General features: G+C 61.2%; 11 protein-coding genes. 4 read left to right on the top strand and 7 right to left on the bottom strand.

The annotated features are described in order from the left end of the window. The first annotated feature begins 50 nt into the window (after nucleotides 1–50). Complete coding sequence (locus AB4N48_RS01210; RefSeq protein ID WP_460094659.1) at nucleotides 51–3,521, top strand: calcium-binding protein; 3,471 nt, start codon at nucleotides 51–53, stop codon at nucleotides 3,519–3,521. A gap of 87 nt (nucleotides 3,522–3,608) precedes the next feature. Here AB4N48_RS01210 and AB4N48_RS01205 read toward each other — a convergent pair whose 3' ends face one another. Genes AB4N48_RS01205 through AB4N48_RS01195 form a run of 3 tightly spaced genes read right to left on the bottom strand, consistent with a single transcriptional unit; the run spans nucleotide 3,609 to nucleotide 5,288 of the window. Further along, nucleotides 3,609–4,199, bottom strand: coding sequence for an LON peptidase substrate-binding domain-containing protein (locus AB4N48_RS01205; RefSeq protein WP_041477716.1), 591 nt, complete (start codon nucleotides 4,197–4,199; stop codon nucleotides 3,609–3,611). A 10-nt stretch (nucleotides 4,200–4,209) separates the two neighbouring features. Next, complete coding sequence (locus tag AB4N48_RS01200) at nucleotides 4,210–4,926, bottom strand: LrgB family protein (RefSeq protein ID WP_236168742.1); 717 nt, start codon at nucleotides 4,924–4,926, stop codon at nucleotides 4,210–4,212. Further along, the gene (locus AB4N48_RS01195; RefSeq protein WP_016773012.1) at nucleotides 4,926–5,288 is read right to left on the bottom strand and encodes a CidA/LrgA family protein; all 363 of its coding nucleotides are present in this window, start codon (nucleotides 5,286–5,288) and stop codon (nucleotides 4,926–4,928) included. Before AB4N48_RS01195 ends, AB4N48_RS01200 begins: the two co-directional genes overlap by 1 nt. A 193-nt stretch (nucleotides 5,289–5,481) precedes the next feature. On the opposite strand from AB4N48_RS01195, the gene AB4N48_RS01190 reads away from it, so the two are divergent. The 3 genes from AB4N48_RS01190 (at nucleotide 5,482) to AB4N48_RS01180 (ending at nucleotide 8,436) form a co-directional block, all read left to right on the top strand. Continuing rightward, on the top strand, nucleotides 5,482–5,937 hold the full coding sequence (locus AB4N48_RS01190) for a MaoC family dehydratase (RefSeq protein WP_150638401.1): 456 nt from the start codon (nucleotides 5,482–5,484) through the stop codon (nucleotides 5,935–5,937). A 102-nt stretch (nucleotides 5,938–6,039) separates the two neighbouring features. Continuing rightward, nucleotides 6,040–7,767: a C13 family peptidase gene (locus AB4N48_RS01185; protein ID WP_150638399.1), complete on the top strand. Its 1,728-nt coding sequence runs from the start codon at nucleotides 6,040–6,042 to the stop codon at nucleotides 7,765–7,767. A gap of 27 nt (nucleotides 7,768–7,794) precedes the next feature. After that, the gene (locus tag AB4N48_RS01180; protein ID WP_460094658.1) at nucleotides 7,795–8,436 is read left to right on the top strand and encodes an oxidoreductase; all 642 of its coding nucleotides are present in this window, start codon (nucleotides 7,795–7,797) and stop codon (nucleotides 8,434–8,436) included. 129 nt (nucleotides 8,437–8,565) lie between these two features. Here the strand turns inward: AB4N48_RS01180 and AB4N48_RS01175 are convergent, their stop codons facing one another. From AB4N48_RS01175 to AB4N48_RS01160, 4 genes are all read right to left on the bottom strand, one after another. After that, nucleotides 8,566–8,850, bottom strand: a complete 285-nt coding sequence (locus tag AB4N48_RS01175; RefSeq protein ID WP_095181909.1) for a YceK/YidQ family lipoprotein — start codon at nucleotides 8,848–8,850, stop codon at nucleotides 8,566–8,568. After that, nucleotides 8,843–9,490 (bottom strand): flavin prenyltransferase UbiX, encoded by a 648-nt coding sequence (ubiX, locus tag AB4N48_RS01170; RefSeq protein ID WP_024014462.1) that lies wholly within the window; start codon nucleotides 9,488–9,490, stop codon nucleotides 8,843–8,845. The genes AB4N48_RS01175 and ubiX overlap by 8 nt, the downstream gene beginning before the upstream one ends. Continuing rightward, entirely contained in the window at nucleotides 9,487–10,836 is a 1,350-nt protein-coding gene (gene mpl / locus AB4N48_RS01165) for a UDP-N-acetylmuramate:L-alanyl-gamma-D-glutamyl-meso-diaminopimelate ligase (protein WP_016773007.1), read from the bottom strand. The genes ubiX and mpl overlap by 4 nt, the downstream gene beginning before the upstream one ends. A gap of 266 nt (nucleotides 10,837–11,102) precedes the next feature. Continuing rightward, nucleotides 11,103–13,004, bottom strand: coding sequence for a sigma-54-dependent Fis family transcriptional regulator (locus tag AB4N48_RS01160; protein ID WP_252876962.1), 1,902 nt, complete (start codon nucleotides 13,002–13,004; stop codon nucleotides 11,103–11,105). Nucleotides 13,005–13,280 lie beyond the last annotated feature (276 nt).

Here is a 13,280-nt window from a genome sequence, read left to right as displayed (position 1 = left end):
CGCCGGAGAGGAGACCGGCATCCTCATGCACACCATTAAAGGATTAATACGTGTCGAAACTCATCATCCCTGCGACCCATATCGCCCACGTTCGCGCACTTGAAGTTACCCCCATCGACGTCTCGGCGAATCCCCATGCGCCGCCCACCCATATGCGCAATCAGACGCAGGCGCCTGACATTGATCCGTCGCTTCGCAAAACCCTCAAAGCCCTGGACAAGCATCTGGGCCTGCTACGCATCGGTGAGATCATGATCAGTCGGGTCGAATTGCAAGCGCTGGGGGCGACCATTGACGGTCAACCGGTCAGTGCGGCGAACGCCCACATGAAGAGCGTGGATCAGGCATTTCTCGACGGACTCAATTTTCAATCGGCGCAGGTGCAGTCGCGCTTGCAGGCCGTGGATTTCCCCGACAATGACATAGCCGCAATGCTGTTCTACGAAATTGCCTGCAAGCGCTCGATTGATGCCGGCCCACTGTTCATCAGTGACACGCCGCTGGCTTCCGGCAGCGCCATGGATCGTCTCAACAAGCTGGGCAAGGCTGCGCAAAAGCTGGAAATCCACCGTGCGGACGCGTTTGAAAACGCACCGGGCTGGATCAACAAGAGCAAAAGCTATTTGATGAGCGGCGCGGGAGTCGGCATGCAAGCCTTTGGCATCTACAGCAGCTACATGGCGCTGACCGATGCGATCAAGAAAGGCGAGGCACTGGAAATGCTGTACTACGGCGGATCCATCGCTGCAGAACTCGGCTCGCTGATCATCGAGCAGGGCCTGACCAGAACAGGCCAGGCGATGCTGACTCAGGGCAGCAACGTGCTGAGGGGTTTTGCGCTGACCTCAATCGGCAAATACATGAGCCGTGGTGCGGGACTGTTCGCCAGCGCGATTACCTTGCCGTTCGACATCGTTGACGCGATCAAATCCTTCAACGCCGCCGCCGCGACATCGGGCAAACAAGCTCAGGATCATTATTTCAGCGGTGCCCTGAGTGTAGCGGGCGCGGGTATCAGCCTGGTGCTGGGCGTCGCCGCGCTGGCCGGCTTCGGCAGCGTTGCCGGCCCGCTCGGCCTTGCGGCCGCTGCGCTGCTCATCGGCGGATCGATGATTTATCAGGCCGCCAGGGTCGTCGACGATATCGACGACTACATCGAACTGACGACACTCGAGCGTCTTCGCTCGGGATGGTTCGCCTTCACCGGCAAGGAACTGGACACCGAGGTGATGGATCGCTTCAAACTGTCCAGGCTTTACAGTGACTATGGAAAACAGCTCGAACTGTCGGCGAAAGACATGCTGGCCGGTGCTTACAAGGACTCCATCGCACAGGTAGTCAATGGCGCGTTTCGCGCTGAACTGCGCCCTGTCGAACTGTGGCGTTACCAGTGGGACGAAAGCGCCGGGCAGTTGCCGTTCAGACTCGACAGCCAGGCGGTGATCGTCGGCGGCGACGATGCAGTCGACGCAAGCCTCGGATTACCCGCCAACCTCAAAGGCATGGTCAGCGGCAGCCCAGGCGAAGGCAAAGGCGTGTTCTGGCGCCTGGGTGATGGCAACGACCGCGTGGTTGGCGTCAAGGCGCGGCCCAACCTCTTCACCTACCGCGACGGCCATAAGGCACTGACGGGCGGCGACACAAATGATGCGTTCTACCAGGAAGTCTCTGATCAGGAACTGGATCGATCGAGCAAACCGCCGCACATCAATGTGCTGGATGGCGGCTCGGGCAACGACCTGGTTGCGTTCGAAGGCGTCCGCCCGATTACCGACACGCGTTACATCGGTCACGACGTCAACCTGCAAACCGGCAAGGTCTCACTTCGCGGCCCGGACTCTGCGAACGACACCCTCGAAGTCGCCCATCTGACCTCCATTGAAAACGTTGCGACCTTGCGCAAAGGCACGAGCACTATCACGGGCAATGACCAGCCCAACCAGATTTCCGCCAACGGTTACGACCGCATCAGCGCCGGCGACGGCAACGACACGATCGCAATCTCTGGTACCGAGTGCACGGTGGAGGGCGGCGGCGGCGAAGATCGCTATTACATCGCCGACACCAATGCACGTACAACGATCATCGAGTGTGGCGACCATTCGAGCCTGATCGAATTCGGCTGGCCGATGGCGGTCATTCAACGCTGGCAAATCATCGGCACCTCACTGGTGGTCAATTCTTTGCGCGGCAGGGACGGCAGCGACCCCGACCATGTGCTGACCCTCGAAAACGTTTACCAGACAGTCAACGGTCAGCGCCAATTGAACAATGCTCGGTGGGTGTTCCGCACTCTCGATGGCTATGAACTGCGCGCGCAACTGCCCACTCGACCTGGTGAAGCGTTGAGTCAGGACATCGAGGTTGCCGTCACTGTCAGCGGACGGCCGGCACCCGCCCCGGCAATCGTCAACGGTGGCACGGTGGCGCTGGACGGTCAGGACGTGCAGCGCCACTTCGTCGCACGTACCGAGCACAGGGTCGAATTCGTCGCCACAGGCGACGCTACCGGCGCCCGCACCATTTACCTGGATTACCAGGACAGCGAGATTGTCGACGTGGTGGTCAGCTATGGCGTGGAAGTGCGCCAGGGTGTTTCGGGCAATACGCACCTGACCTACAAGAACATCAGCCTGTCGATTCTGCTGCCATCCAGAGTGCTGGCCTTCAAAGGCGTGATTCAGACGATTGCCGCCGCGACGGGCTACAGTGGCCAAAACAGCCTGAAGGTCACGACACCGCTTCTGGCCCGGGACATCGTGCTGGTCATGCAGGATGACGTTTCATACCGCGTGCAGGTGCCCGCGTTCGATTACCGGGACGACGCCAGAAATCCCGGTACACGTGTGCTCAGCTCGCGGAGCTGGTTGAAGCGGCGCAACGGAAAATATCCATTCATCCGTCCGCTGGTCAGCGAGAAACCATCACTGGGCGCCCAGAACAGCAAAGTGGTCATCGAATCGCGGCCGCACACCGGGATTTATCTGCTCGAAGGCAAAAGCGCGACTTACGACGTCTATCTCGCCAGCAACAGCATCCTGCGTCTGGCCACACCGGGCGCTGCGGCAAAAACGGCCAATGCATCGAGATGGAATCTGTTCACCCGTACCCTGACAGAAACCGTCACGCGCGCCGACATTCAGCTCCAGGGCAACCGCCTGCGCATTGCCAGCGTCACGGTAGAGTTGCCGGACATCTTGGATGACACTCCGGTGGAGTGCATTTGTGTGGTGACGTCAGCCGGCAACATTTATGAAGTCTCGCTGCTGTTTGAGGTGTTGCAGCTGTATGTGATCGATGCTCGTGGCTACGACAGTGTCGAGGCATTGCTGACGGATATCGACAAGCACAAACAGCGCCACGAACTGGCCGCGCGGGTCTACGTCACCCACATCGGCTACAAACCCGAGACAGCGGGCACGCTGGTTTACAACTCGGTGAGCAATCAATGGCGCCTGCTCAATGATCTGCAAGAGCGCGTCGACCGCGAAGGTCTGTTCATCCCGGTCAACATGAGCTGACGGTGCGCTGCCGGTTTCAACATCGTGCCAGGGTGGGCCTGCGCTGATCTTCGTTTGCGCCTTGAGTCATGCGTTTTGCAAGTGAAACTAGGCGAACAGTTCGCCCTGCAACTCGTCGAGTAATGCCTGGATCGCATCCAGCCGTTGCTGAGGGTCGTCGAGTTGCAGCAGATCGATCTTGTCTTCTTCGGCGAACGGCAACAGGTAGGCAAGCTGATTGGCCAGTGACTGTTGACCGGCGGCTTCAGTGCCCATGTCCAACGCTTCGACCATCGGGTGTTCGGCCAGCGCCTTGAGCAGCGCGACCAGATCGGCGTCCTCGTCCTGCAACGGTTGCTCGGGCTCATCGTCCAGCCATTCGACGTCGGCGACGATCAACTGATCGCGCTGCACTTCGGTGCGCAACACCGTGAAACGCCGCCCGCCCTGGACGCGAATGCCGAGCAGGCCGTTGTCCTGTTGCTGGAAATCGGTGATCCGCGCCTCGCAGCCAACCATTGCGAAACCTTCTGGTGCCACACCGACTTCGTTGCCCTCCAGAATGCACACCACACCGAAACCGACGCCCTGCTTCATGCAGCGGCCGATCATGTCGAGGTAGCGCGCCTCGAAGATCTGCAGATCGAGGTTGCAGCCGGGGAACAGCACCGTGTTCAGCGGAAAAAGCGGCAGACTCATAGACATTTCCTTACACCACCATCGACACCGCCAACGGCAGGAACACCGCCGTGGCCACACCCATCAGACTCATTGCCAGCGCGGCGAACGCGCCGCACTCATCGTTTTCCTGCATCGCCACCGCCGTGCCGACCGCATGAGCGGTCATGCCCAGCGCCATGCCGCGCGCTTCGGGGCTGTGCACGCCGAGGCGGGTCAGCAGCGCCGGGCCGAAGATCGCGCCGATGACCCCGGTGATCAATACAAACACCGCTGCCAGCGCCGCCACACCGCCGATCTGCTCGGCAACCAGCATGGCGATCGGCGACGTCACCGATTTAGGCGCCATGGTCATCAGGATCATGTGATCGGCACCGAACCACCAGCCCAGCGCCACGCCCATGCCCGTTGCGACCACCCCGCCTATCACCAGAGTAGTAAAAATCGGCCAGAACAATTGCCGGATGCGGCGCAGATTCAGGTAGAGCGGCACCGCCAGCGCCACCGTGGCCGGCCCCAGCAGAATGCTGAGGATTTCGGTGCTCTTGCGATACTCCGCGTAGGTCAGGCCGCAGCCGACCAGCACACCGATCACCAACAACATGGAGACCAGCACCGGTTGCAGAAAGATCCAGCGGGTTTTCTCGAATGCCGCCAGCACCAGTTGATAAGCGCCTAGCGTGATGCCAATGCCGAACAGCGGATGATGAATCACCGAGGTCCACGCGCCTTGCCAGTCGAACAGCATCAGGATTCCTCCGCCGGCGGCGCATGACGTTTGACCAGCCGTTGCATGAGCACGCCGGCAAACGCCATCGACAGGATCAGCGAGACCACCAGCGCGCCGACGATCGCCCAGAAATCGGCGGCAATCGCCGTGGCATACACCATCACGCCCACCGCTGGCGGCACCAGCAGCAACGGCAGATAACGCAGCAGGCTGCCCGCCGCCTGATTCAGCGGCTCGCCGACTTCACCGCGAATGATCAGGAACACCAGCAACAGCAGCAGCCCGATGATCGGCCCCGGCAATATCGGCAACAGCAAATGATTGAGCGCCGTGCCGAGCAGTTGGAACAGCACCAGCAGGGTCAGGCCACGTAACAACATCTGACATCTCCGTCTTCTATTTCACCCAGCAGGGGCTCGGCATTATAAGCATGCCGGCGCTATGGACCGGCATTCGCCAAAAGCATGGTCGGTTGACCTGAGCAAATCGCCATGATGATCTACAGTGGTTCGCAGGCCGGTCAAATCCGCCCCCTGAAAAACTATAAAACCGATGAACCCAAGGAGAGTCTCAATGCCCTATGTTCCCGTTGCAGAGCTCAAAGATTATGTCGGCAAGGAACTTGGACGTTCCCAATGGCTCACCATCGATCAGGAGCGCATCAACCTGTTCGCCGAAGCCACCGGTGATTTTCAGTTCATTCACGTCGATCCGGTCAAGGCTGCGCAAACGCCGTTTGGCAGCACGATCGCCCATGGTTTCCTGTCGCTGTCGCTGATGCCGAAACTGATGGAAGACATCCTCGTGCTGCCCGAAGGCGTGAAGATGGTCGTCAACTATGGCCTGGACAGCGTGCGTTTCATCCAGCCGGTCAAGGTCAATTCGAAAGTCCGACTGAAGGTCGACATGGTCGAAGTGACCGAGAAAAAACCCGGTCAGTGGCTGCTCAAGGCCACCGCGACACTGGAGATAGAAGGCTCGGACAAACCGGCCTACATCGCCGAGCCGCTGTCACTCTGCTTCGTCTGATCATCCCGGATGCGAAGCAGCGCACGCTGTTTCGCGTCACGTCTGTATATATGCGACGCATAGCTGCGGCATACTCGGTCGCCTAATTGCCCGGATCCCGCTATGCGCTCAATCGCTCGACTTGCACCCCTTGCCCTGACCCTGATGCTCACCGCTTGCGGCGACGGCGAGTCGCTGTTGCCGCCGGATGCGCGCCTGCCCGATGGCGGACGCTATCGCGGTGAACTGGTCGACGGCTTGCTGCAAGGTCAGGGCCGCGTCGACTACCCCAACGGCAGTTGGTACGCCGGAGAGTTCGACAAGGGGCAGTGGCACGGGCAGGGCGAATGGCATGGCAGCAATGGCGAGGTCTATCGCGGCCAGTTCCAGCAAGGTCTGTTTGATGGACAGGGCAGCCTGAGCACCAATGCCAGCAGTTATACCGGTGGTTTCAAGCAGGGCCGGCGCGATGGCGAAGGCACGCTGAAAGAAAACGGCATGACCTATCGCGGCGAGTTCAAGGCTGACCAGTATTCCGGCCTCGGCCGTCTGGAAATGGACGACGGCAGCTCCTATCAAGGCCAGTTCGCCCATGGCAAACCCAACGGCGAAGGCCAGCGCGGCGATGCCAGCGGCAATTCGTTCACCGGCCATTTCGTCAACGGTCAACTGGAAGGCAACGGCACTTACAACAGCGCCGACGGCGATATCTACGTCGGCGGCTTCAAGAACAATCAATTGCACGGCAAAGGCCGCTACGAGAACGCCGACGGCGACGTCTGGCTCGGCCAGTTCAAGGAAGGCGCGCTGACCGGCAAGGGCGAACTGATCGGCGCTGATGGCAGCCATTACATCGGTGTATTCAATGACTGGCGCTTCACCGGCCAGGGCCGTTTGAACCTTGCCGATGGCAGCTTCTACATCGGCGGCTTCGACAACGACAGCTATTCAGGACGCGGTACTCTGGTGCTGACCGATGGCAGCGTGCTCAGCGGCACCTGGATCAACGGCCAACGCGTACGCGACGCCGACGGCAAATTACTCCCCGACACTCTCGAACTCGGTTTGCTCGCCCAGGGTCGTCTGCTCGACGAGGCACTGGCGGCGATCCCCGCTTCGACTCCGGCAGTCGAGTTGTACACCCTGACCCTCGGCGGCGACGGCAAGCAAAGCGTGTTCCTGCGTGAATCCGATTACGTCGCCAACATGCTCAGTACGCGCTTCGGCGCCTACGGCCAGATCCGCCTGGTCAATCATCGCGATCATCTCGGCGACCGGCCGATGGCCACCCGCGAAAACCTGCGCCGCGCCGCGCAAGCCCTTGCCGAACGCAGCGGGCCGGAAGACCTGCTGTTCATTTATCTGACCAGCCACGGCACCGCCGAACATGAACTGGTGCTCGATCAGCCGCGCATGGAGCTGGCCGACCTGCCCGCCGATGAACTCGCCGCCGTGCTCGCGCCGCTGAAGCATCGCGACAAGGTCATCGTGATTTCCTCGTGCTATTCCGGTGGATTTATCCCGGCGCTGAAGGACGAACGCACGCTGATCATGACTGCCTCGCGCGCCGATCGGGTGTCGTTCGGTTGCTCGGAAGAAGCCAACTTCACCTATTTCGGCGACGCGCTGTTCGCCCAGGCGCTGAACCAGACCGACGACCTTGAGCAGGCATTCAAACTGGCCAAGGCCACCGTTGCCGAACGCGAGCTGGCCGACGGTTTCGAAGCCTCGGAGCCGCAGATCTGGGCGCCGAAAACCGTGCTGTCGCATTGGCAGCTGCTGCGAAAACAGCAGGCGCGCAAAGCGTTGCACAGCAGCGCATTGAACGACGCGGCGAAAAAAGGCAACTAAGCTGAACAGTATCAAGGGAGAGACACTATGTACTTGACGCCTCAGCACGTATTGCTTGCCGGAGCCACCGGACTGACCGGTGAACATCTGCTCGACCGTTTGCTCAACGAACCAACCATTACCCGTGTCCTCGCCCCTTCGCGCCGGCCGCTGGCCGAGCATCCCCATCTGGAAAACCCGGTCGGCGACCCGCAAGCGTTTCTGCCGCAGCTCAGTGGCCGGGTCGATATCGCCTACTGCTGCCTCGGCACGACGATCAAGCAGGCCGGCTCCGAAGAAGCCTTTCGCGCGGTGGATCTGGACATGGTCGTGGCGTTCGCCAAGCGCGCGCGGGAGATGGGCGCGCGGCACCTGATCGTGGTCAGTGCGATTGGCGCCGATCCGAATTCCTCGGTGTTCTACAACCGGGTCAAGGGTGAAATGGAACAGGCCCTGCGCGCGCAGAACTGGCCGCAGCTGACCATTTGCCGACCCTCGCTGTTGCTTGGCGAACGCACCGAACCACGCCTGGTCGAGCAACTGGCCGGGCCGTTATCGAAGCTGATTCCGGGGAAATATCACGGCATCGAAGCGTGCCAGTTGGCGCGAGCGATGTGGCGCCTGGCGCTGGAAGAACAGGATGGGGTGCGGGTGATCGAATCGGATGAACTGCGCAAGTTAGGCAAATAATCCATCCACCCATGATGATCATTCCCACGCTCTGCGTGGGAATGCAGCCATGGACGCTCTGCGTCCTAAAAGCGTGACGCGGAGCGTCACAGGATGCGTTACCACGCAGAGCGTGGGAACGATCAGTCGCTACAATCCACCAGTCGCTTGAAAACCTACGCCAATCACGGTGAGCAACGACAACGGCAACAACAGCGTATCGAGCAACGCGCTGGCCGGCAGGTCCACTCCCGGATAGCTCGGCGCCTCGGCACCGAACCGGTCCATCGCACAACACCCGCCGTTCAACGCATACAAATCCAGCCGCGTCCCGGCATACACCACCGGCGCGCCGGGTTTGGCCGCATCCAGCGTGCGCACGGTAGCGCATCCACCCAATTGCAGCGCCAGCACAAGCACCAGCAGCTTATTCATCGCTGCTCAAGTGATGCTCGCCCCAACGCGGCAGCATGTCCTGCGGGATGCCGAGCAGATTGAGAATCCGCGCCACAACGAAGTCGATCAAATCATCGATGGTCTGCGGCTGGTGATAGAAGCCCGGCGAGGCCGGCAGAATCGTCACGCCCAGATTCGACAGCTTGAGCATGTGCTCCAGATGGATGCTCGAGTACGGCGCCTCGCGCGGCACCAGAATCAACTGGCGGCGCTCTTTCAGCGTAACGTCCGCCGCGCGTTCGATCAGGTTGTTGCAGGCGCCGGTGGCAATCGCCGACAGCGTGCCGGTCGAACACGGCACCACTACCATGGCTGCCGGCGCGCCGGAGCCCGAAGCCACCGGCGACATCCAGTCTTCCTTGCCATACACGCGAATCTGCCCGGCAGCGGCGCCGGTGTATTCGGTCAGAAACGCCTGCATCATCTGCGGCTTGTTCGGCAGGGACACGTCGGTCTCGGTGGCCATTACCAGTTGCGCAGCCTTGGAGATCAGGAAGTGCACTTCGCGATCTTCGCGCACCAGGCAATCGAGCAGGCGCAAGCCGTACTGCGCGCCCGAGGCGCCGGTCATCGCCAGGGTGATGCGTTCCGGGCCGCCGGCCTGGGAAAACGTATTCATTGCAGCGCCTCGGCAAGCTTGCCGTGCAGGCCGCCGAAGCCGCCGTTGCTCATGATCACTACGTGCGTGCCGGGCTGCGCCTGGCTCTTCACGCGCTCGATGATGCCTTCCAGCGAATCGCTGACGATTGACGGCACGGTGCATAACGCTGCAGTGGCGCCGAGGTCCCAGCCGAGGTTGGCCGGGGCGTACCAGATCACCTGATCGGCATCGACCACGCTGTCCGGCAGACCGTCACGGTGGGCGCCGAGCTTCATCGAATTGGAGCGCGGCTCGATGATCGCAATCAGTGGCGCGTCGCCGATGCGTTTGCGCAGGCCATCAAGCGTGGTGGCGATAGCGGTCGGGTGGTGAGCGAAGTCGTCGTAAATGGTGATGCCGCGCACCTCGGCGACTTTCTCCATACGGCGTTTGACGTTCTTGAACGCACTCAACCCGGCGATGCCCATCGACGGCACGACGCCAACGTGACGCGCGGCGGCCAGAGCAGCCAGGGCGTTAGCGACGTTGTGCTGACCGGTCAATTCCCACTCGACGGTGCCCTGGGACACGCCTTCAAACATCACTTCGAACGCCGAGCCGTCCTCGCTCAGCAGCTTGACCTGCCACTGACCGCCGGCGCCGGTGGTTTGCACCGGGGTCCAGCAACCCATCTCGATCACGCGCTGCAACGCTGGCTCGGTGGTCGGGTGGATGACCAGCCCTTCGCTCGGAATGGTGCGCACCAAGTGATGAAACTGACGCTCGATTGCTGGTAGATCAGGGAAGATGTCGGCGTGATCGAACTCAAGATTGTTGAGGATCGCAGTGCGCGGACGGTAGTGAACGAATTTCGAACGCTTGTCGAAAAAGGCGCTGTCGTATTCATCAGCCTCGATCACAAAGAACGGCGTACCGCCCAGGCGCGCCGACACCGAGAAATTCTGCGGCACGCCGCCGATGAGGAAACCCGGGCTCATCCCGGCGTGCTCCAGCACCCAGGCGAGCATGCTGCTGGTGGTGGTTTTGCCATGCGTACCGGCCACGGCCAATACCCAGCGACCTTGCAGCACGTGGTCAGCCAGCCACTGCGGGCCGGAGACGTACGGCAGGCCTTTGTTCAGCACATATTCCACCGCCGGGTTACCACGGGACATGGCATTGCCGATCACCACCAGATCCGGCGCCGGATCGAGCTGCGCCGGGTCATAACCCTGCGTCAGCTGAATGCCCTGGGCCTCGAGCTGCGTGCTCATCGGCGGATAGACGTTGGCATCGGAGCCGGTGACGTGATGACCCAGCTCTTTGGCCAACACTGCCATCGAGCCCATGAAAGTCCCGCAGATACCCAGAATATGAATGTGCATAGTCGACCTCGTAAAACATGGCCGCAGGTTAGCGTAGGGAGGGGGAAATGGCACTCTTTAGCTGAAGGATGGAGACGGGTTGGCGGCTACATCTGCGCACGGCTTCAGACCGCAGCCCCTCACCCCAGCCCTCTCCCGAGGGAGAGGGAGCCGATCTCGGTCGCTTTCAAATTTTTAGTTCGGCTCGATATTTCAGGTCGGCGTAAATCGCCAAAACACCTCGGTCAGTCCCCTCTCCCTCTGGGAGAGGGTTAGGGTGAGGGCTTTCAGCTGACACGCCGCTCAATTCCGTGTTTACGCAGTTTTCTATAAAGGGTGTTGCGGCTTACGCCCAGTTGCTGCGCTGTATGGGTCATATGCCAGCGCGTCTGCTCCAGCGCACTGAGCAAGGCCAGTCGTTCGGCATCTTCCAATGGCTGCGCCGCCACCACCGCCGGCCGCGCCTGCCGAATCATCACCGGCAAATCCTCAACGCTGACCCGCCCGCCATCACACAACGCCGCCAGCGTACGCAGGACATTGCGCAACTGCCGCACATTGCCCGGCCAGTTGAATGCCAACAACGCTTGCCGCGCCGCTTCGTCGATCAGAATCGTTTCGCCTCCGGCCTCCTCGGCCAGCAGAAAATCCAGCAACTGCGATTTATCACTGCGCTCGCGCAATGCCGGCAACGCCACTTCCAGCCCGTTCAAGCGGTAATACAGGTCTTCACGGAAACTGCCGTCCTCGACTCGTTCGAGCAAATTGCGGTGCGTCGCACTGATGATGCGCACGTCTACCGCTTGCGGCTCGCCGCCAATCGGCACCACTTGCCGATCTTCCAGCACACGCAGCAAGCGCGTCTGCAACGCCAGTGGCATGTCGCCGATTTCGTCGAGGAACAAGGTGCCGCCATCGGCCTGTTGCAGCTTGCCGCGCATGCCGTCCTTGCGTGCGCCGGTGAAGCTGCCGCCGCGATAGCCGAACAGTTCGCTCTCGATCAGGCTTTCCGGAATGGCCGCGCAATTGAGTGCGACGAAGGCATTGCCGCAGCGCTGGCTGGCCTGGTGCACAGCCTTGGCGAACGCCTCCTTGCCCGAGCCGGTTTCGCCGTTGATCAACAGCGGCACGTCGCGCTCGAACACGCGCAGGGCTTTGCGAAATTCCGCCTGCAACGCTTCATCGCCGAGGCAGATGCCGGACAGGCGTGGCGCTGGAGCAGTGATTGGCGTTGGAACAATGGCTGTCGGCTTGCGCGATTCGCCGCGCAACACGGCAAACAGATGCCGGCCATCACGAGTGCGCAGCGGCCAACTGGCGCTGGCGTTGGCACTCGCGCGACCGAGCAGGTCATCCAGCGAACAATCGAAAAACGCTTCCACCGGTTTACCGAGCAAACCACCGCGAATATGCCCGAGCAGGTTCAGCGCGCTCTGGTTGACTGCGCTGATCCGCCCTTCGCCGTCAAACGCCAGCAGCCCTTCGCTGAACAGGCCGACGGACTCGGCCTGCAGATGAAAGCGCAGCAACCACTGATTGTCGAAACAGCGCAGGAAGTAGCAGCTCTCGATCATCTTCGCCGACAGATTGACCAGCGCCATGGTGTGGAACTGGCTCTGCCGCGAGACGTCCGGCCGCGCCGAAGACACATCGAGTACCGCCAGCAATTCACCGTGCGGATCGAACACCGGACTCGCCGAGCAGGTCAGCCCGGTGTGGCGGCCGCGAAAATGCTCGTCCTGGTGAATGGTCAGCGCCTGACGCTCGACCAGGCAGGTGCCGATGCCGTTGGTGCCTTCGCAGGCTTCGCTCCAGTCAGCGCCGAGCCAGAGACCGGCGCGCTCGAAAATCTTCCGTTCGGCCGGCGCGGTGACGCAATTGAGGATCACACCGCGCGCGTCAGTCAGCAGCACCGCATGGCCGGCGCCGGAGAGTTGCTGATGCAGGCTGCTCATCTCGGTGCCGGCAATTTGCAGCACTTGTTGCAGACGTTCGCGACTTTCCAGTACTCGGCCATGCTCAAGCACGGTCGGCGCCATGGTCACGGAAGGATCGAGGTGATAGTCCTCAAGGCAACGCAGCCACGAACGGGCGATCGACGGATCGGCGCCGGGGCCGTGCAGGTGCGGTTTGCCCTGGGTGACGGTGAGAACCTGGCGGGCATGGCGACTCAAATGGTTGTCGTGCATTTCTTATTGTTCTCCCCGAGAGGTCGACGCAATCCTGTGTAGGAGCTGCCGCAGGCTGCGATCTTTTGATCTTGATCTTGAAAAACAAAAGCAAAAGATCGCAGCCTTCGGCAGCTCCTACCGGATTGCTGTTGGCTGAGGATCCCTCAGCCACCAGCGCATTGCAATGCCGGCAAGACCGCCCGGTCACGGGCTGTGTCGCAAGCGGTACAAATTGTCACGCGCGCTGTACCGAAACCGTCACAGCGGCTCTCCATTCGTCCGAGACAAACCGGC

Source organism: Pseudomonas sp. S2_C11 (assembly GCF_054668395.1).
This window is presented reverse-complemented; position numbering and strand designations above follow the sequence as displayed.